Below are 21,507 nucleotides of genomic sequence, written 5' to 3'. Positions count from 1 at the left end.
CAGTGTTAACATTGAAATTCCCGCCTGCTATCTTGCCTGAGCGCCGCCGTTTCGAAGCGCCGACAAAAGCTCCGTCACTTCGGCGCGGCGGTGATTCGGCTGCTTGGTCTGCACTTCGCTTAAATATCGTTCCGCGTCCGCCGTATCTCCTGCCGACATGCATACTTTTCCGAGTTCGACATAGGCATCCCAATTCGTACCGTCGCGCTTGATCAGTTCGGTGTACGTCGTTTTCGCGTTGTCGAACTGGCCGTCGCTCGCGTAGGTTTGTGCGAGATTCGAACGCACCGTATTGTTGGACGGATCGAGGCGCAGCGCGTTTTGATAAAATTGAATCGCATTTTTATAATCTCTTTTTGCGAGATATGCGCTTCCGAGATTGTTGTTCGCTTCGAAACTTTTATTGTCCGAATTGTACGCTTGGCGGAAAAGCTGAAGCGCCGTGTCGACGTCGGGCGGATCCATTTCGAGGTACATTTTTCCGAGGTTGATTTTCGACTTTTCGTGATTCGGATTTAAGCGCAGCGCTTCGACGTAGAGCGGGATCGCTTCTTCGGATTTTCCCGCCTCCTGCAACATGAGCGCATAATTGTATACGATGTTCGCTTGCGCGGCATTGCCGAGTGACGACTTCGAAGCATAGGCGCGCTTTGCATAGGTGATCGCTTCGGCATCTTTGTGCTCCGCGTACAATGTTGCCGAAAGATTGTAGTACGTCGTCGGGTCTTCTTCCGTCGGACTCAAAAGCGCGAGCGCACGACGATAGCAATTTTCGGATGCGGCGTAATTTTCCATCGCGTAGTATTCGGAACCGAGTTCGCGCAGCGCATTGCCGTTCACATCGTTTATACGGAGTACATTGTTGTACGCGCTGACGGCGCCGTTCTTATCACCCTGTTTGGAAAGGAGACGCGCCTCTTCGAGATAGGCTTTTTCGTAATTCGCATCGGTCGTCCGTGCACGGCGGAAAGAAGACAGCGCTTCGGAATCGTTTCCCGTTCTCAAGTTTGCAAGCCCCAGATTGTATTGAGCCGGCGCAAATCGTCCGTCCAAATCGACGCTTCTCTGAAACGATGAGCGGGCGTCGCTGTAGCGGCGAGAAAGGTATTGTGCGCGTCCGAGATTGTAGTGATAGAGAGCATTCGATCGGTCGTTTTGCACCGCTTTGGAAAGTTCGTCGAGCGCTTTCGGATAATTCTTTGTGTCGAAAGCCGCCATACCGAGCACATAGTGGGAAGCGGCATCGTTCGGCGTTTTTCGCACGGCTTCTTCGGCGTAGCCGACAGCCGCATCGCGAAGTCGTTTTTTATCCGCATTCGATGACGAGGACTGCGAAGCGTCGTAGAGCGCGGACGCCATCTCAGAATTTTTACTGCCGGAAAAAAGCGGCTCGCCTGCGGAAATCGGAAGCATTTTTTGCGCCTTGCCGAAATGATTGAGAGCCGAATCGATTTTATTTGCCGTCAAATCGGATTTGCCCTGCGCGATTTCGGTATTTACGCCGTCGATTTCCCTTTGAATCGCACGATTTTTGCGCGCAAGTTCTTCTTCGGCTGCTTTACGTGCCGCTTCTTCTTTTTGCTTTTGCGCCGCAAGCGCCTTTGCCGCCTTTTCGGCTTCGGCTTTCCGTTCGCGCGCCAAAGCTGCCTCCGCTTCTTTCTGCGCGGCGATTTTCGCTTTTCGCTCCCGTTCGGTAGCGGCCTCTTTTTCCCGCCGCGCGGCTTCTTCCGCATCTCGCGCCCGCTGTGCTGCCGTTTTGTCGGACGAAGGCTGTGCTGCAGATCGGTCGGCAGAAGACCGTGTACTCTGATCGGTCAAAGTTTGAGCTGCCCCGTCGCGCCCGTCCGTCCGCTGCGCCGCTCCCGCTTCGGCATTCGATGAAGCGCCTGAATCCTGCCCCTTGCCGCGGGAAAGCAATTCTTCAAGCTCTCTCTGCGTCTTTTGGGCTTCCGCCGTCCTGCGTGCAAGATCGTCCTGCATCACCCCGTCGGCGGATTTTGCGCTCTTTAAAGCGGTCAGTTCATCGAGCAATCTTCGCGCTTCGGCATCCGACGGATTTTTTTTGAGCAGTTTTTCGAGTATGTCCTGCGCGCGATCGTAGTCGCCGCTGTCCATGTAGAGCTGAACCGAAGCGAGCGCATCGTCCTTCACACCGGTGTTCGAACCGATCGCTCCGGATTTATTTAAAAAAAAACCGCAATAAGGGCGATGATGACTGCCGCGCAGATGATCGCGATGACGATTTTTTTATTCAATTTTTTTTCGGATCCGCTTTCGGCGACGGCTTCGCTTACCGATTTGCTTCCGGCTGAAGCACCGTCAAACGATACTTTTTCCGTCGCGTTTTTTCGCTCCGCCGCGTGTACGGATACGGGCGTATCGCCGAAAGTCGGCTTCGATGATACGATCGTGTCGACGGCTTTACGAACTTCCGCGCTTTCGGTCGGTTTTGCGGAAACGGTTGTTCCGTTCGTGCCAGGCTTTTTCGCTGCCGAAGTTTTTGCACGTACGCTTTCGGAAACCGCTTTTGCCGTCTGCATTTTTGCAGAAGCTTTTGTCGCCGGTTTTACACCCGCCTTTGCGCTTGTTTTTTTCGCAGTTGTCTCGGATACGGGTTTTGCCGCAGACGTTTTTGCAGCCGCACGTACCGGCGCTTTCGAAATCGCTTTTTTTGCAGGCTCTTTGACCGCAGTTTTTGCACTATCTTTCACGGTCGACTTTGCGCTTGTTTTTTTCGCAGGCGCTTTTTCACCTGCCTTTGCACCCGCTCTTTTCGCAGCCGGTTTTTCGGCAGCCTTTTTGGCTGTCGGCGTTACCGATTTTTCAACCGATGCTTTTTTTGCCGTCTTTTTTACGGCAGCCGCTTTTTCAGTCGTTTTTGTCTTCGCCATATCCCTTTCCTTTGCTATAAAAGTTCAATTTCGAGTTTTTTAAAACTCGAAATTTTCCATCAGTTTCGCATAATGCCGGAATGGCGAGTTTTGAAAACAAGTAAAATCGTGCGAAAGGCAAGGTCCCGGCTGCGTGCCGTTTCGAGCGTTAGGCTTACGAAAGCCCGGCTTAAAAAGCTCGACCGCGGCATACACGGCGAGTTTGCAGAGCAAACTCGGTAGTGAGCGCAGCGAACGAAGTTCTCGCCGCAAGCACAGTTTTATCAGTTCATAGTTTCAAAACTCGACATTCGACCTATAAAAATATCCCCTTACAATATATCAATCGAGTTCCGGTTCAGTTTCGTACTCGAGCGTATCTTCCGTCCCCCCCGTTATACTTTCGGCATTCGTAGACCGAAGCGAATTCGCCACATCTTCGAGCAGCTTCTTTTTACGCGCTTCTTCGGCAGCCCTTGTTTCGGCTTCCCGCCGCGCTTTGTCGGCTGCGATACGCTCCTGCTCGGCATACATGCGAGCTTCTTCCTCTCTGCGCGTCCGCTCGAGAGCGGCAGCCGTCCTCGCATCTTCTTCACGCTTTGCAAGCTCGGCGCGGATCAGAGAGATGACACGTTCGATTTCAGTCCGCTGCGGATCGCCAGGTACCTTTTCGATATAGCTTTCGTAATCGCCGAGCGCATCCTCAAGGCGCATCTGATTGAGCCGCGCGTTCGCCCTATTTAAAATCGCTTTCGAAAAATCGGGGGAAGCGCTCAACGCAAGCGAATAACAGCTGTCGGCCTTCGCGTAATTTCCGGCAGCGAATGCGGAGTTTCCCGCATTGTATGCGAGCACTTTTTTATCCGTACCCGAAACGCGCAATCCTCTTTCAAAGGTTGCGACTGATTTATCGTACTGCCCCGTTTGATAATACGAAAGGCCGAGATAATTATACGCGGCTGCGGACGCGATTCCCGACGAAAGCTCCCGTTCGAGGATCGGAATGGCGGACGTCGGATCGTTCGATTTAAAAAGGCGCTCTCCTTCGCTTTCGGCAAACAACCGCGCTGCAAAAAGCAGCAAAAGAATCGCTCCTGTAGTGTATCGGCTCACTTTCCGTTTCCTCATTCGATATATAATTTTTATCCGTCTCTTCATTATCGGACATTTGACAGAGTTTAATAAATCTACTAATCTAGTATACAGCACTTTATCGTTTTACAAAAGACCGTTTGATACATATTTTTCGGATACATTTTGTGCGCACTGATGCGGCGTTTTCGAAATATCGATATGCTCCGCAATCCCGCATTCCATAGGGAGGATTATTATGGAGCCGATTCAAATCGCGATCATCGCAGCACTCACAGTCTTTATCGCAGGGCTGCTGCTGTTTCTTACAAAATCCGTACTCGCGCCCAAACGCGCCGAAAATATCCTCAAACTGATAAAGCAGAAAAAACTTTTCTCAGCCGAAAAATCGGCAAAACGGATCCTCGCAAAGGATCCGAAAAATTACCTCGTCCACTATTATCTCGGCAAAGTCTATCTCGCCGAAAACAGAGCAGAACTCGCGCTCATGGAATACAAAACCGTAAGCGAAAACGCCGTATTCGGAGACGATATCGCCGAAGTTCCCTTTCGAAAAGACCTCGCCGCATTGTATTTGAAATTCAATCAGGATGAAAATGCGCTCCGAGAATTTCTCCTGCTCACAAAGCTCGAACCGAAAAATGCCGATGCGTATTACAACGCGGGAAAAATTTACGAAAAGCAAAATCGCACCGACACCGCACTCACGATGTTCCGCAAAACGGTCGCCCTCGATAAGCGCCGCGCCGAAGCGCACGCTTCCCTCGCCCTCCTTCTCGCAAACGCCAAACAGTTTGCCGAGGCGAAAAAGGAAATCGATCTCGCCCTTTCGCTGAACCCCGAAGCGTATTCGAATTACTACTATCTAGGAAAGATATTAAAAGAAAATAAAGACTACGCGGGTGCCGTCAAAGCGTTTGAAAAAGCTCAGCGCAATGCGGAATACCGCGCTCGCTCGCTCATCGAACGCGGTATCTGTCTCATGCTCGCAGGCCGTCCCGACAGTGCGCTCATCGATCTCGAACGCGCCGTCGAACTCGATAAGGCAGGCGTCAAACAGGAAACGCTCCACGCGCGCTATTATCTTGCCGCATGCTTTGAAGCGATGCGGCAAATAGACAAAGCGATAGCGCAGTGGGAAATCATCTACAAAAAAAATCATACGTTCCGCGATGTCGCGGCAAAGCTTTCCAAATACAAAGACGTGCAGACGAACGACGCGCTCAAAGATTACCTCACGTGCGCCAACGAGGATTTTACCGCCATGTGCGCAAAGTTCGCTCAAAACGCACTGTCGTTCGCAGTCCAGCGTGCCGATGCAACGAAGTGGGGATGCCAAGTCATCGCGACGGAACGAGGCGGCGGCGACTGGATGAACGTGAGAAAGCAGTTATACCTGCTGCGCTTTTACCGTGCCTCAGATCCGCTCGAAGATTCCGTTGTAAGGCAGGCGCTCGACGATCTTAAAGAAGCGAACTGTTCGCGCGCGTATATTTTTTCGAGTTCCGATTTTTCCCGCAGCGCGCGCGCCTTTGCGGAAAACAGACCCGTCGAACTGATCGGCAAAGAGCAGCTTGAACAGGCACTCAAAAAATCGGGCATATAAAGGAATACAATGAAAATACTCTGCGTTTCGGACATGATCGATCCGCTCATCTACAATCAAAACGCTTCGTCGCTGTTTTCCGATATCGACATGATTTTATGCGCCGGAGACCTGCCGATGGATTATGTGGATTTTATCGTATCCGTGTTCAATAAGCCGACGTATTTTATTTTCGGCAACCACAACTTAAACGAATTTCACTATTATCATTCTGGTGTTCCCGCTCCTGCGGAAAAGCGTGGAGAAGTAAAAGGACACGGGGCAGCCTACTGCGGTTTCCGCGTCATCCGAGATAAAACGCTTTCATTTACCGATCCTAAAACGGGGAAAAAGACGCCGCTGCTCATCGCGGGAGTTTCCGGCTCGCGGAAATACAACAACGGTCTCAACCAATACAGCGAAGGAGAGATGAAGCGCCGTCTCATCGGCATGATCCCTTCTCTTTTATGGAATAAACTGCGTTACGGCAGATATCTCGACATCTTTTTGACGCACGCGTCTCCGAGAGGCATCCACGACAGAGAAGACCCGTGCCACGTCGGATTCGAATGCTTCAACTGGTTTATAAAAAAATTTTCGCCCGCCTATCTCGTGCACGGACACATCCACCTCTACGACATACGTACGCGCCGCGTTACCGAATCGGGAGCGACCACGGTCGTAAATGCATACGCGCATTACCTCATCGACTTTCCGAAAAACGAAGGTGCGCAATGAACGGAGGATTGTTTTCGCTGCAGACGGATGAAGATTTCAATAAGGCGCACAGCAAAGCGCTCTTCAACGAAATACAGCATTTTTTAAATCCCGAAGAAGCATCCCTCATTTCGTTTGCCGAAATCAAATCGATTTTAAAACCGAAAGACGAAATCTACGTCGGTTTAAAAACGATCCCCATCGACAAAATCGTCGGAAGCGAAGGGCGTTATAAAGATTTCGATAACCGCTTTTTTCCGAAAAGCGTATTTTTGCGTGAACGGTGGAAGCACGTCGATGCGGCGCAATACGAATCGATCGTCCTGCCGCCGATAAAAGCGTACGAGCTCGGAGGACTTTATTTTGTACGCGACGGCAATCACCGCGTTTCGGTTGCAAAAGCGCGCGGCATCGAATTCATCGACGCGGAGATCGTTTCACTGCAGAGCGAAATAAAATTAAAGCCCGCCTATACGCTGAAATCGATGATAAAAGAAATCATCTCGTATGAAAAACGGGTGTTCTACACCGAAACGAATTTCGGAGACATCACCGATTTTTGGTCGCTCGATTTTACGTCGACCGGACAGTACGACATCATCTACAATCACATACTGACCCACAAAGCGTACATCGAAAAAAAACAAAGCTCCGACATGACGATGACCGATGCGATCATGTCGTGGTTCGAAGACGTCTATCTTCCGATAATCAAAGCGATAGACGACCGGCACGTCATGCGCTATTTCAAGCAGCGAACAAAAAGCGACCTCTACGTGTGGATCATGCGGTATTGGGAAGAGCTGCGGAAAAAATTCGGAGAGGACGTACAGCTCGACGAAGCGGTGCAGTCCTTTACGCGCAGCAAAAGGATAGGTTTTACCGCCCGCATAAAAAACGGCATCGAGCGTATCATGTTCAAACGGAAAATAAAATAAATACAACAAAATCGTACGAAAATATCACGTGTCCCCGATAAAAATAAAATAAAATCGTCACCTTGACTGCGTATCGCTTCAATGGTACAATCTTCAGCTATATCGTATCAGTATGCGGAGTTAAAAATTGTATTTGATCGATTCTTTTGTACATATACCGATTATCACGGCGGCGGTATTGCTTGCAGTTCTGTTCGCGTTGCTCGTCGTCATACGGTATCGCAATACGGCGAAAGCGAGTTTCGTACTCTACATCGCGCTCGGTATCCTTTTTGCAGGCAGCATCTATATGCTCCGTTCTTCACGCAGCGTATATCTCGTTATCGCCATGCTCGCTGCGGAATTGCTCGTACTGCCCTATTTCATCATCCTCACATTCGGCTTTCCCCGAAAGCGAGAAAAAAAAGAAAAGCCGGAGACGCACGTCGAAGCCGAACGCGATTCGCTTGCAACCATATCGTATGAAAAAAGATTCGACGCGAATGAAGATTTTGCGGCAAAGGCGGCAGAGCTTTTTTCGCTCGACAACAGCTTGAGTCAATTTCTCGACTATTTCAACGCAAAGCTCACCGAAGCGACAAAGGCCGACGGCTGCGTCATCCTCCTGTCGGACGAGTTCGACAACTTTCTCACCGTCCGATCCATGACCGGATCCTTTCCTCCGCCCTACCGGCTGCCCGATACGCTGCCGCATAAACCCGTGCGCGTCGAAGCGAATTTCCGCTATATGCAGTTTCAGCTTTCCGACACGATTTTCGGCGAAACCGCTTCTTCCGGCGAAGCCGTACTTATAAAAGACGCCCCTCGCGATCCGCGCATCTATCAAAACGGTCCGGAAGATTTCCTCGCGTGCGGCTCCTACATCTGCGTTCCGATCCGCATACAGGGCAGGACGGTCGGCGTTTCGGCTCTGTCACGGGCTCCGAAAAAAGAAGGCTTTTCCGAAATCGATTTCGAACGCGCAAAAACGCTCACCGATGCGGCCGCTTCCGCGCTCCGCTCGCTTTTGAGCTTTCTCGACTACAGCGAAAAACGAAGCCTCACGGAAGAAGGCAATACGGCGGCAAAATTCCAAAAAAAGCTCATCCCCGAAAAGATACCCGAAATGCTCGGCGTATCGCTCGGAGTATGGTCGGTGCAAAACGAAAACGTATGCGGCGATTATTACGATATCGTACCGGTGAAAAAAGACCGTACACTGTTCGTTATGGCAGATGTCGTCGGAAAAGGCATGAATTCGTTCAGCGTCATGGTGATGATCCGCACGATGTTGCGTATGATAGCCGCGACTCCGCAAAGCCCCGCTGCTATTCTAAAATGGATCAACCGCGGACTCTGCGCCGAAACCGCCATCGAAGATCACTTTGCGAGCATCGCCCTCATCGATTACAATCCTTTAACGCGGAAAACGCAGCTTTCAACGAGCGGCATCAATCCGGTACTCGTTTATAAGGCAAAAACGGATGAGGTCTCCCAGCTGTCGAAACAGAATGAACCGCTCGGAGTCGAAAAAACGTCGGTATTCGAAGATATAACCGTACAGCTCCAAAGCGGAGACATTCTCGTAAGCTGTACGGACGGCTTACTTGAATCTCTCAGCGAATCCGGTGTACAATATTCGGCAGCGCGCCTCATGCAAGTTATAAAAACGAATCATGAACTGTCAGGTGCTGACATTGCCGAACGGGTAAAAGCGGATGTACAACTTCATTCGGGTACCGCCCAACAATATGACGATCAAAGCCTTTTGATTATAAAAATTCGGTAAAACAGGAAGGGATATCTATGGAACTGAAAATCCGGAAAAACGGCGACATCTACATCATCGATGTAAACGGAGAGATGGATCTGTATAATTCATACAAGCTCAAAGAGCTCGTCATGAAGATGCTGGAAAAAAACGTCAAATTCTTTGTCATCAATTTGGAACAGGTCGATTATATCGATTCGTCGGGGATCGGTGCGCTCATCTATATCTGTTCGACGATCAAAAAGATGAACCTCCACCTTTCCATTGCAAATATCCACGGTTCGGTAAAAAAAGTCATCGAATTGACAAAACTGACAGGGTATTTTCCGATCGCAAACAGCATTGAAGAAGCGCTCGAGATGGTCAAAGAATAGCGTATTTTGCACTTGCAAAGCGGTACGGAAAAATCGATTTTGAACATAGCGCTTTAGCGTGGAAAATATACCTCATACACTCAATTTTTTTATACGCCCGTTTATACCAAAGGAGTTTGCCCTATGGCACGCGAAGAAGAAATAAAAGAACTTCACTCGGACGACAATGACCCCCTGTTCAATACGGAAAATATGCTTGTAAAAACCTTTCCGTCCGATTTCAGACAGATAAGATATTTTACGCTTCTGATCGTCCAGTCGGCGCCGACGGAAATCAGAGAGCTGAACCTGCTCGAACAGCAGATAAGCGAAGTGATCAAAAACGCAGTCAAACACGGCAATCACTGCGACATGAATAAAAAAGTGACGGTCTGGTATTCGTTCAGTCCCAGTCACGCCCACCTCATCGTACAGGACGAAGGCGAGGGTTTCAAAAACCTTGAAAAATGGAACGAATTCAATCGCAAAAGGATCGAATGCCTACACACGCAGAATTTCGAAGACCTCGCAAACTACGTTTCGTTCCGAACGGCATCGAGCGACGAGCACGACGGCGGAAACGCCCTCTTTGCGGCGGTCGAATATTGGAACGGCGGCTTTGTCTTCAACGGTAAACGCAACGCCGTCGCAATGCTGAAAAAGTTTAAGCAAAAACATCACGCCATTCACTGACGCGAGCCGACGACACGCAGATACGGGAAGCCGCCCGAAAGGTCGATATTTTTTGCAAAAGAACTTGACAAAAGCCTGCGGCGTGAGTATCTTTAAAAGGATTCCGCTAATCGGGGGTGCACCGGTTTCGACGGATACGGGAAAGCTTGTACTGCAGGTAAGGCCGCGTTTCCTTTGAAAACGCAAAAAAACATAACTGCCAAACGTGAAGAAGACTTCGTGTCTGAAGACGAACAGTTAGCTCTTGCTGCGTAAGCGGCGACTTAAAGAGCCGGAAACCCGTCCGCACCGCTCCGAGCTGGCGGGATTTCCGTCGTAAACCGGAGCTTGCTGTGCGCACTGTCCGATATGCGCGCAGGACATCTATCGGAATACGGAGCGGACACCTGCTGTGCCGTTAAACGCTCCCGACAATCACCCCGCACAGCTACGCCTGTAGATGTACCTGTTTTACGTACCCGGACGGGGGTTCAATTCCCCCCATCTCCAAAACATCATTTTGTCTTTACAATGCTGTATTTTTCCCCTATAATATCGAAAGAGGTAGTATATGGTATTTCCGCTTGAAGAACTTGTAAAATACAGCGACAATATTTATGAAATCACCGTTGCAGCAAGCCGCCGTGCGTTTCAGATGGCAAAGGTCGAAGATCCGGAAATCGAAGAAAATGACGGCAAAGTCGTTTCTCTTGCCGCGCGTCAACTTTTTGACGACGAAGTAACGTTTAAGATTGAACGGCAATAACGCCGCCCTTCCGGTGTTCGTTCTTTTTGCACCGACGGCTTCGGGAAAGACTGCTTTGCTGCAAACATTGTTTGCGCGGAGCAGTCTCTCTTTTTTTAAAGGAACGGCGGAAATAGTCAGCGCCGATTCGATGCAGGTGTACCGCGGCATGGATATCGGAACGGCAAAACCCGACGCGCATCTTCTTTCCGAACTTCCGCATCATCTGATCGATATATGCGATCCGGACGATTTTTTTTCGGTTGCCGATTTTGTTGCGCGTGCTGACGACGCCTGCGCGGATATTTTTTCGCGCGGAAAACTGCCGGTCGTTTCAGGCGGCACGGGATTTTATATCCGCTCTTTTATGCTGGGCTTACCCGACACTCCTCCGGCCGATGCGAACTTGCGCGCAAAGCTGCAGGATGAAATGCGAACGCTCGGTGCCCAAAAGTTGTGGGAGCGTCTTTTATCGCTCGATCCCGAAAGCGCTGCCCGCATTCACAAAAACGACGCGTACCGCATACAGAGGGCGCTCGAAATCGTGACGGAAACCGGAAAGAAGCGAAGCTTTTTTACCGTGCGCTCCCGTCTTCGAAAGCGTTACGATTTTTCCACGCTCATCCTTACGATGTCTCGCGATGCGCTGTATGAACGCATAGATTCGCGCGTAGATGAAATGTTTCGCGCAGGACTTTCTGATGAAGTGCAAAAACTCATCGATTCGGGCTGTACGGAAAAGTCGCCTGCCATGCGCGCGATCGGCTATCGCGAATGGTTTTCGCTCGGAAGCGAAGATGAAATAAAAGCGCACATTAAAGCGGCGAGCCGTGCATATGCGAAAAAACAGTATACGTATATGCGGAATATACCCGGCGCCCTCGTCTTTCCGTATGACGGGAGTGTCGAAGCTGCGCGTAAAATCGCCGAGACGGCGGTCGCACCGTTTTTGAAAAAGCACGAAATCACGATAGACAAACGGCACAACATATCAGGAATCATTCCCGAAAATAATATCCGATAATGCGTTTTCAAAATAAAGCCTACGCCGGATTGTAAGGGCGGCGAAGCCGTTCTCCGCAAAGGATGAAGGATTGCGGAGAATGGAGCGGAAGCGGAACCCTGAAAAGCCGGTTCTTCCGCTTCGCTCCGCCCGCTACATCTTCCCTTCGTACACGAGCAGATCTTTTCCGTCGATCGTCACGGTCAGCCCGTTTTCGATCGCACCGGCGGCTTTTCCCGCTTCGTTCAGCCAAACGATATTCGTGTTTATCATTTTCATCGTGTCGGCGGGGATTTCGTTCGCGCCTTCCGAAATGACGCCGTCGACGAGGCGGAGGATCGGGATCCAGCTTTCGTCGAGGGAAGGGCAGACGAGGATTTCGCCCGTTTTGCGGCGGAGCATCGAAACGGCGTCTTCGGGCGAAGAGGCTTTTACGATTCTTCCGGAAACGCGGGACACGTCGGATGCTTCTCCTCCCGAACGGCCGCGCGCCAGTACGTTTCCGACGAGGAGAACTCGGATCGTGTTTACGGGGATCGGGCTTACGAGCGGGATGCCCGCGCACAGGATGATTCTGTCGCTTTGGCGGACAAAGCCGTTGTCGAGGGCGATCTTTACCGCGTTTTGTACCATGTCTTCGCTGTCGTCGGCCGTTTTTGAAACGAGCGGGAAAACGCCCCAGTCGATGAGCATTTGCCGCTGTACTTGCTCGTTCGGCGTGACGGCGAGGATGGCCTGTTCGGGGCGGAACGTGCTTATCATGCGAGCGGTGTTGCCGCTCATCGTCGGGACGATGATGACGAGCGCTTTCGTTTTGTCGGCGGTTTCATACGCCATCTGCGCCATAATCCTGCCGATCGTTACGTCGCCTTCAGGGATCGGGGGAGCGGCTTTGATGCGCGAGCAGTATTCTTCGCTGTCTTCGACTGTCTGCGCGATGCGCGCCATCGTTTCAACCGCTTCGGCCGGATATGCGCCGTTTGCCGTTTCACCCGAAAGCATGACGGCGTCGGTGCCGTCGAAAATGGCGTTCGCGACGTCCGTGAGTTCCGCCCTTGTCGGGCGCGGATTGACTATCATCGAGTCGAGCATCTGCGTTGCAGTGATGACGGGCTTTCCCGCCCTGCGGCACTCTTCGATGATGCGCTTTTGTGCAAGCGGAATGCGCTCGATCGGAAGCTGCACGCCCATGTCGCCCCTCGCAACCATAACGCCGTCGGCCGCCTGCGCGATCTCTGCGATATTGTCGAGACCTTCTTCATTTTCGATTTTGGCGATGATTTTCATATTCGAACCGAGCGATTCGATATAGCGCCGTATTTCGTGCACTTCGCTCGCAAAGCTCGTAAAGCTCGCCGCGATAAAGTCGCAGTTCATCCGTACCGAAAACGCGATATCGGCCTTATCTTGTTCGCTCATGATCGGAAGCCCCGCATGCAGTCCGATAAGGTTGACGTTCTTTTTGCTCCCTATCGTCGCCGTATTTGCCGCCGTGCACACGACGTTTTTTCCGTCGGACGATTCGACGTCCAATTCGAGCAGGCCGTCCGCGATGAGGATTTTGTGTCCCTGCTTTATACGGCCGGGCAAATCGCGCCACGAAAGCGAAATATGCGCCGCGTCCTTTCCGTTCGCCGCCGTAACGGGACTGTCGTCGGCAGTGACGATAACGCGCTCGCCCTTGCGTATCGCAATCGTTTTATTGTCCGGCACAATGCCCGTTCTGATTTCAGGGCCTTTGGAATCCATCATAAGCGCGACCGGTTTTCCGATTTCGCGCGACAGGCGCCGGATGCGCTCCATCATATCTTTTTGGCTTTCATGCGTACCGTGTGAAAAGTTAAAGCGCGCGATATCCATACCCGCGCGTATCATCTTTGCCGCAATGTCATCGTTATTGCTTGCGGGGCCTATCGAACAGACGATCTTTGTTTTTCGTAACGACATGATGCGAGTATAGCACAAAACGCGTTTTGTGTAATCCAATCAATAGAGCATATACGGTAAAAGCTCTCACCGAAATCCGCGCATAGATACATAGGCGATATCGTTCGTGCCGCCGACAATACGGTAAAGGGATCAACGCCTGCGATATCGTCCGCGTAGGCAATACGGCAGAAGCGCCTGCGCCGATGACAGCGTCGATGCCGGCGATTTACAAAAGCGGATATTCGCGTTATAGTATGCGTATGACAATCGAAGGATACTTTGACGGAAAAACCTTTGTGCCGCTCGAAAAGCTTTCTCTAAAACCGAATCAAAAAGTGCAGATCACGATTCTCGACGAATTCCTCACGTCCGAAAAGCAAAAACAGCTCGCTCGGAAACGGGACAAAGACGGCGATAAAAGGGCATAGCTCAAAAGCTGATCGCGTTTTTAGAGCTTTTCCCAAAACAACGAAGAATCGGCTACTGCCCGCGGATCGGTTTTTCGAAATAATCCGGCAATGCGATGCGGACGATCTTTTCTTTACCCGAAAGCGGAAAAGAAAGCTGCGATGCGCACAAGAGCAGTCGTTTCGTACCGCAGTATTTTTTTAATAATTTATTTTTTGCAAAGTTTCCGTGTTTGTCGTCGAGCGCAATGGGACATCCTTTCTTTGCCAAGTGGATGCGGATTTGATGCATACGCCCCGTTTCGAGCGTGAGATGAACGAGCGAAAGCGAAAGCTTTTCTCCGCCGCAGTCGATTTCGAAAACTTCGCTTACCGCATATTGCGTAACAGCCCGTTTTACTTCTCCATGCTGCACGATGTCGTCCGTTATTACACCCTGTCGCTCCGAAAAAGTTCCGATGCAAATCGCATCGTATTCTTTTTTTACCGCACGGGATGCGACGAGCTTTGACCACTTGGCGGCGGCGGCCTTTGTCTTTGCCGTGATCATAAGACCCGACGTATCTTTATCGAGGCGGTGTACGAGAAAAATTTCGTACCCCGTCTGTTCGGGAAGCTCCCTGTCAAGCGGATGAGCGACGCCCTCCCCTCCCTGTACCGAAACGCCTGCGGGTTTGTTTATAATGATGATCTCTTCGTTTTCGTATACAATGGGGATCGCATTCATTTCGATAACTATAGACGAGGTACCGTAAAATGACAAGAAGCTTTGCCCGTTTTTTTGCCGCAGTCTGCACGGCTTTTATCTTCTTCTGCAGCATATCCCCCGTCGCTTCCGAAACGGTCGTCGACAACACATACGGCTGGGCGCTCGATATGCCGGAAGGTTTCAAACTTTCGGACGCGACGGACGACGGTACGTCCTACCTCTTTTCATACGCGAACGTTCCGGTCGTTACTGCGATAAAGCTCTATAAAAGCGGCACCTATGCGTCGAGCGCACAAGCCTTCGACGGCGCGGTCGGAAAATTGCCGGACGGAAGGGGCGAAAAAGAATCGTTCGCATGGCGCGGCACGGATTCGGCTCTCGGAACCTTTTCGATGACGCTCGGCGGCGTCCGCTATAAGGGATGGGCGCTCGCGGTCGAACTTCCTTTAAACGGAGCGCACATCGCAGTTTTATGCTATGCGAACGAACGAAACGAAAAAAGCTGCGAGCCTTTTATCTTATCGATTTTAAACTCCCTCGCCGTCGACCGCGGAAGCTATAGGGAAGAAGGCATCGTCGCGCGTTATGCCTATCCCGCAGCCGAACGAAAGGATATAGAGCTTTCGATCAACGGACGAACGATTCGCACGAGCATCGGTGCGGAAGACGAAGAGGCGGCCGATTTCGTCATCGATATGGAATTTGCGGTTTTAAAAATGTACGCGGCAAGTCCGCTGTGGAAAGAAGCGTGGCAGCGCTATTACCGCACGATTTTCCGCGACAGCTGCGGCCGCTTAAAGCGGACAGCCTTCGATGTGCAAAGCGCGCTTCAAGAAGATGCTGCGGCTTTAAATCCCGAATATCCCGATACCGCTTTTGCATCGCTTCTTTTGACTTGGGTGCAGGGGTTTCGCTATGAGCGCAAAATAAATGCCGCGGATTTTACATCCCTTCCCGCCGCCCTCACCGGAAGCGGATCGGACTGCGACACGCGAAGCCTTTTACTCTGCACTCTTCTTGAAAACGCGGGAACGAAGTGCGCGCTTTTCGTATCGCGCGATTACAGCCACGCCATTTTCGGCGCCCTCGTTCCGTCCGTATCTCCGAAAGAAAATGCACGCATGAGTTCGGGCGGAAAAGATTTTTTACTCGGAGAGACGACGGCTCACGTGTCCCTCGGTTTGATCGCTTCGGATTTCAGCGATGCGAAAAAATGGATTGCGGTGGAACTGCCGTAAACACCTGCCGAACCGGACACGCTTATCGCCGAGCAAGATCACGCTTCGATTAATAATTTATATACGTCATCGGTCGTCGCGGCATTTAAAAGGCTGTCGCGGAGTTCCTTTTTTTTGAGCTTTGCCGAAAAATACGAAAGCGTCTGCAAATAATACGAATGCTGGTTGTACGCCGCTGCTATCATAAACAAAAGTGAGACGGGCATATCGTCGATGGGTTGAAAATCGATGACGGGCGTTTTACACACGCCGACCGCCATAACTAAATCGGTGACGGATGAAAGACGCACGTGCGGGATCGCGATGCCGCGCCCGATCGCCGTGGACATAAGCTCTTCCCGCTTTAAGATTTCGGAGACGAGTTCATCGGAACGTTTTACCTGCGGAGCGCTCGAAAGCGCAGTCGCAAGTTCGACGAGAGCGTCGTGCCTTGAAGTTTGCGAAATAAAGATGACGCGGTTCGGAGAGAGGATGTTTTTTACCTGCACGACATCGTCTTTTTTGCGGCCGGCCGAAGACGAGAGGCGCTCGTTAACCCACTTTTCAACTTCCGATTTTTTAAATCGCCACACGGTTCCGATTTTGCCTGCGGGGATTTCGCCGCGCTGCGCCCAATCGTAGACGGTGCGGTCGGAAACGCGGAGATAATTTGCAACTTCTTCGATGGTGAGGATCGTGTCTTCCATAATCGAACAATTCTGTACTATTTGCGATATTTTGTCAAGATTTACACCGTTTTCATGAAAACGGTATTGTTTTACAGTCGATCAGCGCCGAAACCGCAGATTTCAGAGACCGCCGCCGTTCGACGCAAGCTCGTGCAAACTGTCATAGGGATACAGTACGCCGAGCGTCGTTTTGACGCAGCTCTTCCAGTCGGGACCGAATACGACGGGCGTTTCATCCGACGCGAATTCGCTGAGCACTTGACGGCACGCGCCGCAGGGACCGACCGGATAATCGGATGCGGGCGTTGCGATCGCTATCGCTGCAAAACTACGCATGCCTTGAGAAGCAGCGGTAAAAATCGCGCTGCGCTCGGCGCAGTTCGTAAGCCCGAAAGAGCGGTTTTCGATATTCGCTCCGGTGATGATTTTTCCGTCTTCCGTGAGCAGGGCGGCGCCGACAGGAAAATGCGAATAAGGTATGTATGCATATTTTGAAGCTTCGAGCGCTTTTTCAAAGAGAGCGTGCAGTTGTTCATCGGCTATTGTCATAAAGCCTCCCGTAATGAGCGTCACATCTCCCAAAAGCTGCAGGCGCTCGTCAAAAATTTTATCGTTTGCAAATACGATACTTTTATTTTATCCCGATACAACGCTTTCATCAACAACATCAACAACTGCGCTTTCTTTTCCGAGCAGAACTTGCTATACTTCTCAAATGCCGCAAAATGCGTTTGTACTTTATAAAGGGGCTAAACCGATCCGGCATATAAACAGTCTTCGCTGCACCTTATTTCGGAGGTAAAAATGAAAAAACCGGTATTTATTTTTTTGATTATGACGGCCGCATTAGTTTCGGTCTTTGCCGACGACGGCGGAAGCTATCATCCTGAAGACTGGACGTACGGCAATATCTATGTAAAAGAGCCGAACGATAAAATTGCGCTTGAAAACGAAATCCTCTACTTCAACAATGACAATGCACTGGCCGTATTCGCATTCCGCAATACGGTATCCCAGCCGGTAAAAGTGCCGTGCGCCTTTCCCGTCGTCATACAGACAAAATTTAAAATCGAAAACGGTATGGCTTGCCCGAATTATTCTTGGAATTCGAGGCCGGATCGGCATCTCTGGTCAATTGCTTTGAATAAACCGCTTTCGGAGACGGAAGATAAGCTGTGGGAGCAAACGATCCCGCTTTCGGATATAGCAGGCCGCGACAAAAAGCTTCGGGTAAGCACATACAGCGAATATCTTGTAGAGCTTGAAACGTACGGCATACCGACAGCAAGCCTATATGATTCAGGCAGCCTGTATGGAGAAAACGGCACTTTAGCATGCTGTAGAAGTGCGTATGAAAGCTGCTCCATTTTCCTTGACGGAAAACCCGTTCCGGTTTTAAACGTGGGAATCGAAACAACCGTACAGATCAATCCCCGATCCGAAATAAAGACCGATGACGACCGCGACAACGGCGAGTACTCGTATCTTACGATTGTCTTACATTTTTATCATGAACTTGATTTTAAACCGTCAAAACCTGCGAAAGTCGAAATATCGTACGCAGTTGCGTCGACAAAACGAAGCTATCACGGCAGCGCTTATGAGAGCTATTACGACATCTCGACAGGCGGCACGTGGAAAGGCGCGATACGGAAATTGCTGGTAATGACGGATATGAATATGAAAGTGATAAACGGCAGTACAAAGCCGAAAACATTTACCGACATACTTCACTTTCACCTATTTGAAAACTATAAGCCTGCTCAAGGCGAATATTTTATGTTCAGCGGCGCATCGTATGGGGATGACGCAGGGTACCGTCCGGTATTTAAAGACGATTTTGAAAAGCAGGATTTTGTAACCGGTATTTCCGCATCATCATACTTAAAAGGCACCTATCGATACTACGAAATGGAAAACAATTGGTATCCTGAAGAAAAAAAAGTGAAAGTTTCCGATTATGCACCTGAAACTTCGTTCGATGCCGATCTGTATAACGGCTGGGTGGAAGGGAAGAAAGGTGACGGCATAGGCGAGTGGATAAGCTTTACGCTGACAAAAAACGCCTTCGGGCCTTTTGCCGTCAACGGACTGACCCGCTTTCCGTTTTACAGCGACAATCAAAGTAACCGTTTTGATGCCGGTTCTCCGTTTTCCGGCACAGACAGAACGAGCGCATGGAGAGAAAATAACCGCGTGCAATCGATGCTGCTTAAAACCGCTGCCGGAACCGTAAAGGCGAAAATCGAACTTGAAGACGTATATTCGGGATTCGGCGTGTACGATGGATCGGTAAAAGAGCATTTGAACGCTGTAAAAAATCCGCGTCTTCTTGAAAAAGGCGCCTACAGGCTGGAAATTGCAGATGTCTTTAAGGGCTCAAAATACGATGACACCGTTTTAGGCGAGGTATGGTTTATCCCGCTTTCCGATGAGTTGTTTACGTTGATTCGGGAAGATGAAAAGTCCGCCCTCCCGATTTTCCGCGCACCGATACAAAGCGCATTCACGGAAAAAACCGTCGATCATTACAGTTTTAAAGAACGCAAAGAGCGGATGCAAAAATACCTGTGGGACTAAGCGGGCGTGCGGCCGCATACCATAAGGAGTGTATATAAACCATGAAAAAACAGATACTATCATTAATCATAATCTTAAATCTCTCTGCTCTCTCAGCGGAAATGATTTCACGAGAGTATACCACAGACAAAGAAACCGGCGATGCCGTAGTAATAGAAACTTACGATGGAGAAGAAGATGGGCTTATTGAAACAAGATTGCAGGGAAATACATTGCCGGTTGCAAGAATCATAAAAGAAGTGTTCAGCTCAGATAATAAATATAATTATACATATACAATAACATACAACCTGAACCTTGTAACTGGTATTTTTGACAAAAAGGAGTTCTTTTATAATGAAAACAGCCTAATGGAATATTCAGTTGCAACTGTAAAAAAGGAAGATGATGAATATTTTATTGTGATTAATTCATATTTCAAGCCGAATAATATTGAAAACCTTACAAAGACTATTTACACACTCACTTTGAAAGGAAATAACAAAGTAAAATCAATATTCTATTACAATCAGGCAAGTGAAGTTAATCAGAGTTATTTTGAATATGGAAAAAATGATCAGCGTGTTCATGTAAGGGAGGAGTATAAAAGAAATTCTGAAGGACTGATAATTCTTGAAAGTTATTACTCATATCCAGACTATCCCTATGAGAATGAAAAACCGTATTTGCAAATATCTATCTATGAAAATAACCCCCATGGTTTATTAAAATTAGTGCATACAGAAAACCCTGACGGAACTTATTTCCATGAATATTATGTGGATACAACAAAAAGAAGTACGCTGTTTACAAAATATGTGAGTAAATACAGTAAAGAACGAAAAGAACTGTACTCTGAGCAATACTATGAAAAACAACTTTACAAGGGAAAAGTGTATAGAGTCATTGAGTACAGAGATGAGACCGAGAGCGTAACAAACATTTTATACTACGACAAGGACGGCAACGAAATCCCAAAGAGCGAGCTTGGCATCCTGGAGTAAAAATGTAAATAATGGAATACTCCCTCGTTGAGGCACATCTGATAAAGCTTTAATATGGAGCATTGGTTTAACATTCCTATGTCAGCTAATGATTTTGGTCGAGAAACAGCAAAAGAATTCCTTGCACAACTAAAACAAAATCTAGAATTACGTTTAAATTAGGTTTTAAATATCATCACATACAAAAGTTGTTCTTTGACATAAACTCAAGGGAAGTATGGAGACCTTGAGTGTCTATTAGAAAGTATTTAGGTTAAGTATTTTCTGACGGACATTATATAAACACAACCCGCGCAAAGGATTGTAGCCGCGCCGAAAGGCGTTCCGAAGCGAAGCGTAGGAATGAAGCGAAAGCGGAACGGCGGAAAGCCTGTTTTTTGCTTTAGCAAAAATGCGCCCACAAAACATAAGACAACAGAGCTTGAGAGGATGAACTACGTTATCCTAGCGGTTCAGAGAGTAAAAGACCAGATAAATTTATTATTAATAGCATAACTACTGATGAATTTGGAAATAGAAAATTGTCAAAATATGAGTTTTATAATTAGGAGATATCAGAATGACGGATGTGTATAAATTACTTGCAGACATTGCTTGCAGCTCAATAAAAGAAGATTGGAAATATATCACAATTGAAATCAAATCAAGCATGTGGAAAATGTTTAACACAACACCATTTTATTATCTAGAAAGCGGAGAAAAAAAATCATTTGAACTTTTAGATGATGATTTGGATATAGATTTAGGTGTGTGTGTTTTTGAGCTTCAAGAATCCATGTTTCCGGAACACAAATGGAACAGAGCCGTATACACGCTTGAGAAAAACGGACACTTCGACATGGAATTTGAATGGGATCAAGCGCTTCAAGACAAATGGGAGAAGAGCTAGTCATAATCAACATACCCCGACGCAGAGCGTCGGGGCACAATGCGGCGTGCGGCTGCAGTATCTTGCTTGGCAGCTTGCCGTGCCGTTTTCGCTTTTTTGCGCCAACAGTATCATAGCGTTTGTGTTCAAGCTGCGCTTGCGCAGATGGGAATACCTTGTGCTCCCGTTTTTCCCCGTCCCGATATATGCGCTGTCGTATGTTCTGTTGATGCTGCTTGCGAAGACGGATATTGTTCCTCATTCGGACTGGGAGAGCGATTCGATTTATCAGTTTAAGACCGGCACGATTATCTTCGGCTATATGGTTGTCGAAGGCATTTTTGTTCTGTTGCATCAAAGACGGGCGGCGCACAATGAGGCGTGCAGCCGCATACCATAA

General features: G+C 49.1%; 21 protein-coding genes and 1 other RNA gene. 15 read left to right on the top strand and 7 right to left on the bottom strand.

What is annotated here, in order from left to right:
- Positions 1-27: 27 nt before the first annotated feature.
- The 3 genes from JSQ97_RS02215 to JSQ97_RS02205 form a co-directional block, all read right to left on the bottom strand.
- Positions 28-2,151, bottom strand: a complete 2,124-nt coding sequence (locus tag JSQ97_RS02215; protein WP_205074556.1) for a tetratricopeptide repeat protein — start codon at positions 2,149-2,151, stop codon at positions 28-30.
- A gap of 32 nt (positions 2,152-2,183) precedes the next feature.
- Positions 2,184-2,891: a hypothetical protein gene (locus JSQ97_RS02210; protein ID WP_205074555.1), complete on the bottom strand. Its 708-nt coding sequence runs from the start codon at positions 2,889-2,891 to the stop codon at positions 2,184-2,186.
- Between the two features lie 321 nt (positions 2,892-3,212).
- Positions 3,213-3,953, bottom strand: coding sequence for a tetratricopeptide repeat protein (locus JSQ97_RS02205; RefSeq protein WP_205074554.1), 741 nt, complete (start codon positions 3,951-3,953; stop codon positions 3,213-3,215).
- Positions 3,954-4,200: 247 nt separating this feature from the next.
- On the opposite strand from JSQ97_RS02205, the gene JSQ97_RS02200 reads away from it, so the two are divergent.
- The 9 genes from JSQ97_RS02200 (at position 4,201) to miaA (ending at position 11,746) form a co-directional block, all read left to right on the top strand.
- Complete coding sequence (locus tag JSQ97_RS02200; protein ID WP_205074553.1) at positions 4,201-5,568, top strand: tetratricopeptide repeat protein; 1,368 nt, start codon at positions 4,201-4,203, stop codon at positions 5,566-5,568.
- Between the two features lie 9 nt (positions 5,569-5,577).
- On the top strand, positions 5,578-6,285 hold the full coding sequence (locus JSQ97_RS02195; RefSeq protein WP_205074552.1) for a metallophosphoesterase family protein: 708 nt from the start codon (positions 5,578-5,580) through the stop codon (positions 6,283-6,285).
- Complete coding sequence (locus JSQ97_RS02190; RefSeq protein ID WP_205074551.1) at positions 6,282-7,202, top strand: transcriptional regulator; 921 nt, start codon at positions 6,282-6,284, stop codon at positions 7,200-7,202. The genes JSQ97_RS02195 and JSQ97_RS02190 overlap by 4 nt, the downstream gene beginning before the upstream one ends.
- A 127-nt stretch (positions 7,203-7,329) precedes the next feature.
- Complete coding sequence (locus tag JSQ97_RS02185; protein WP_205074550.1) at positions 7,330-8,970, top strand: PP2C family protein-serine/threonine phosphatase; 1,641 nt, start codon at positions 7,330-7,332, stop codon at positions 8,968-8,970.
- A gap of 17 nt (positions 8,971-8,987) precedes the next feature.
- A complete protein-coding gene (locus JSQ97_RS02180; protein ID WP_187384690.1) occupies positions 8,988-9,326 on the top strand; it encodes an anti-sigma factor antagonist in 339 nt (112 codons plus the stop codon).
- Positions 9,327-9,449: 123 nt separating this feature from the next.
- Complete coding sequence (locus JSQ97_RS02175) at positions 9,450-9,998, top strand: ATP-binding protein (RefSeq protein WP_187384691.1); 549 nt, start codon at positions 9,450-9,452, stop codon at positions 9,996-9,998.
- A 112-nt stretch (positions 9,999-10,110) separates the two neighbouring features.
- Positions 10,111-10,490: a transfer-messenger RNA gene (gene ssrA, locus JSQ97_RS02170) on the top strand.
- Between the two features lie 58 nt (positions 10,491-10,548).
- Positions 10,549-10,743, top strand: a complete 195-nt coding sequence (locus JSQ97_RS02165; protein ID WP_021331210.1) for a DNA-directed RNA polymerase subunit omega — start codon at positions 10,549-10,551, stop codon at positions 10,741-10,743.
- On the top strand, positions 10,730-11,746 hold the full coding sequence (miaA, locus tag JSQ97_RS02160; RefSeq protein WP_205074549.1) for a tRNA (adenosine(37)-N6)-dimethylallyltransferase MiaA: 1,017 nt from the start codon (positions 10,730-10,732) through the stop codon (positions 11,744-11,746). Before JSQ97_RS02165 ends, miaA begins: the two co-directional genes overlap by 14 nt.
- A 132-nt stretch (positions 11,747-11,878) precedes the next feature.
- Here miaA and pyk read toward each other — a convergent pair whose 3' ends face one another.
- Entirely contained in the window at positions 11,879-13,672 is a 1,794-nt protein-coding gene (gene pyk, locus JSQ97_RS02155) for a pyruvate kinase (protein ID WP_205074548.1), read from the bottom strand.
- Between the two features lie 242 nt (positions 13,673-13,914).
- Here pyk and JSQ97_RS02150 point away from each other — a divergent pair, with 242 nt between their 5' ends.
- Positions 13,915-14,082, top strand: coding sequence for a hypothetical protein (locus JSQ97_RS02150; RefSeq protein WP_187385624.1), 168 nt, complete (start codon positions 13,915-13,917; stop codon positions 14,080-14,082).
- A gap of 52 nt (positions 14,083-14,134) precedes the next feature.
- Here JSQ97_RS02150 and JSQ97_RS02145 read toward each other — a convergent pair whose 3' ends face one another.
- Positions 14,135-14,788: an RluA family pseudouridine synthase gene (locus JSQ97_RS02145; protein WP_205074547.1), complete on the bottom strand. Its 654-nt coding sequence runs from the start codon at positions 14,786-14,788 to the stop codon at positions 14,135-14,137.
- A 29-nt stretch (positions 14,789-14,817) separates the two neighbouring features.
- Here JSQ97_RS02145 and JSQ97_RS02140 point away from each other — a divergent pair, with 29 nt between their 5' ends.
- Positions 14,818-16,008, top strand: coding sequence for a hypothetical protein (locus tag JSQ97_RS02140; protein WP_205074546.1), 1,191 nt, complete (start codon positions 14,818-14,820; stop codon positions 16,006-16,008).
- Positions 16,009-16,046: 38 nt separating this feature from the next.
- Here the strand turns inward: JSQ97_RS02140 and JSQ97_RS02135 are convergent, their stop codons facing one another.
- Both JSQ97_RS02135 and JSQ97_RS02130 read right to left on the bottom strand, forming a co-directional pair.
- Positions 16,047-16,694 (bottom strand): PTS sugar transporter subunit IIA, encoded by a 648-nt coding sequence (locus JSQ97_RS02135; RefSeq protein ID WP_205074545.1) that lies wholly within the window; start codon positions 16,692-16,694, stop codon positions 16,047-16,049.
- A 102-nt stretch (positions 16,695-16,796) separates the two neighbouring features.
- A complete protein-coding gene (locus JSQ97_RS02130; RefSeq protein WP_205074544.1) occupies positions 16,797-17,225 on the bottom strand; it encodes a cytidine deaminase in 429 nt (142 codons plus the stop codon).
- Between the two features lie 255 nt (positions 17,226-17,480).
- Between JSQ97_RS02130 and JSQ97_RS02125 the strand changes: the two genes are divergently transcribed.
- The 4 genes from JSQ97_RS02125 to JSQ97_RS02110 all read left to right on the top strand — a co-directional run bounded on the left by JSQ97_RS02125 (position 17,481) and on the right by JSQ97_RS02110 (position 21,507).
- Positions 17,481-19,256, top strand: coding sequence for a hypothetical protein (locus tag JSQ97_RS02125; RefSeq protein WP_205074543.1), 1,776 nt, complete (start codon positions 17,481-17,483; stop codon positions 19,254-19,256).
- Between the two features lie 41 nt (positions 19,257-19,297).
- The gene (locus JSQ97_RS02120) at positions 19,298-20,239 is read left to right on the top strand and encodes a hypothetical protein (RefSeq protein ID WP_205074542.1); all 942 of its coding nucleotides are present in this window, start codon (positions 19,298-19,300) and stop codon (positions 20,237-20,239) included.
- A 559-nt stretch (positions 20,240-20,798) separates the two neighbouring features.
- Entirely contained in the window at positions 20,799-21,128 is a 330-nt protein-coding gene (locus JSQ97_RS02115) for a hypothetical protein (RefSeq protein ID WP_205074541.1), read from the top strand.
- Positions 21,085-21,507, top strand: a complete 423-nt coding sequence (locus JSQ97_RS02110) for a hypothetical protein (protein WP_205074540.1) — start codon at positions 21,085-21,087, stop codon at positions 21,505-21,507. Before JSQ97_RS02115 ends, JSQ97_RS02110 begins: the two co-directional genes overlap by 44 nt.

This window comes from Treponema sp. Marseille-Q4523, from assembly GCF_016901105.1.
Taxonomy (GTDB): domain Bacteria; phylum Spirochaetota; class Spirochaetia; order Treponematales; family Treponemataceae; genus Treponema_D.
Note: the sequence above shows the minus strand (reverse complement) of the source record. Positions and strands in the feature narration are given on the sequence as shown.

Bases quoted from the DNA above. Each gene is read 5' to 3' on its own strand.
- JSQ97_RS02145 (WP_205074547.1), bottom strand. From the start codon at position 14,788: ATGAATGCGATCCCCATTGTATACGAAAACGAAGAGATCATCATTATA.
- JSQ97_RS02130 (WP_205074544.1), bottom strand. From the start codon at position 17,225: ATGACAATAGCCGATGAACAACTGCACGCTCTCTTTGAAAAAGCGCTC.
- JSQ97_RS02165 (WP_021331210.1), top strand. From the start codon at position 10,549: ATGGTATTTCCGCTTGAAGAACTTGTAAAATACAGCGACAATATTTAT.
- pyk (WP_205074548.1), bottom strand. From the start codon at position 13,672: ATGTCGTTACGAAAAACAAAGATCGTCTGTTCGATAGGCCCCGCAAGC.
- JSQ97_RS02200 (WP_205074553.1), top strand. From the start codon at position 4,201: ATGGAGCCGATTCAAATCGCGATCATCGCAGCACTCACAGTCTTTATC.
- JSQ97_RS02195 (WP_205074552.1), top strand. From the start codon at position 5,578: ATGAAAATACTCTGCGTTTCGGACATGATCGATCCGCTCATCTACAAT.
- JSQ97_RS02175 (WP_187384691.1), top strand. From the start codon at position 9,450: ATGGCACGCGAAGAAGAAATAAAAGAACTTCACTCGGACGACAATGAC.
- JSQ97_RS02135 (WP_205074545.1), bottom strand. From the start codon at position 16,694: ATGGAAGACACGATCCTCACCATCGAAGAAGTTGCAAATTATCTCCGC.
- JSQ97_RS02150 (WP_187385624.1), top strand. From the start codon at position 13,915: ATGACAATCGAAGGATACTTTGACGGAAAAACCTTTGTGCCGCTCGAA.
- JSQ97_RS02180 (WP_187384690.1), top strand. From the start codon at position 8,988: ATGGAACTGAAAATCCGGAAAAACGGCGACATCTACATCATCGATGTA.
- JSQ97_RS02115 (WP_205074541.1), top strand. From the start codon at position 20,799: ATGACGGATGTGTATAAATTACTTGCAGACATTGCTTGCAGCTCAATA.
- JSQ97_RS02190 (WP_205074551.1), top strand. From the start codon at position 6,282: ATGAACGGAGGATTGTTTTCGCTGCAGACGGATGAAGATTTCAATAAG.
- JSQ97_RS02125 (WP_205074543.1), top strand. From the start codon at position 17,481: ATGAAAAAACCGGTATTTATTTTTTTGATTATGACGGCCGCATTAGTT.
- JSQ97_RS02210 (WP_205074555.1), bottom strand. From the start codon at position 2,891: ATGGCGAAGACAAAAACGACTGAAAAAGCGGCTGCCGTAAAAAAGACG.
- JSQ97_RS02120 (WP_205074542.1), top strand. From the start codon at position 19,298: ATGAAAAAACAGATACTATCATTAATCATAATCTTAAATCTCTCTGCT.
- JSQ97_RS02140 (WP_205074546.1), top strand. From the start codon at position 14,818: ATGACAAGAAGCTTTGCCCGTTTTTTTGCCGCAGTCTGCACGGCTTTT.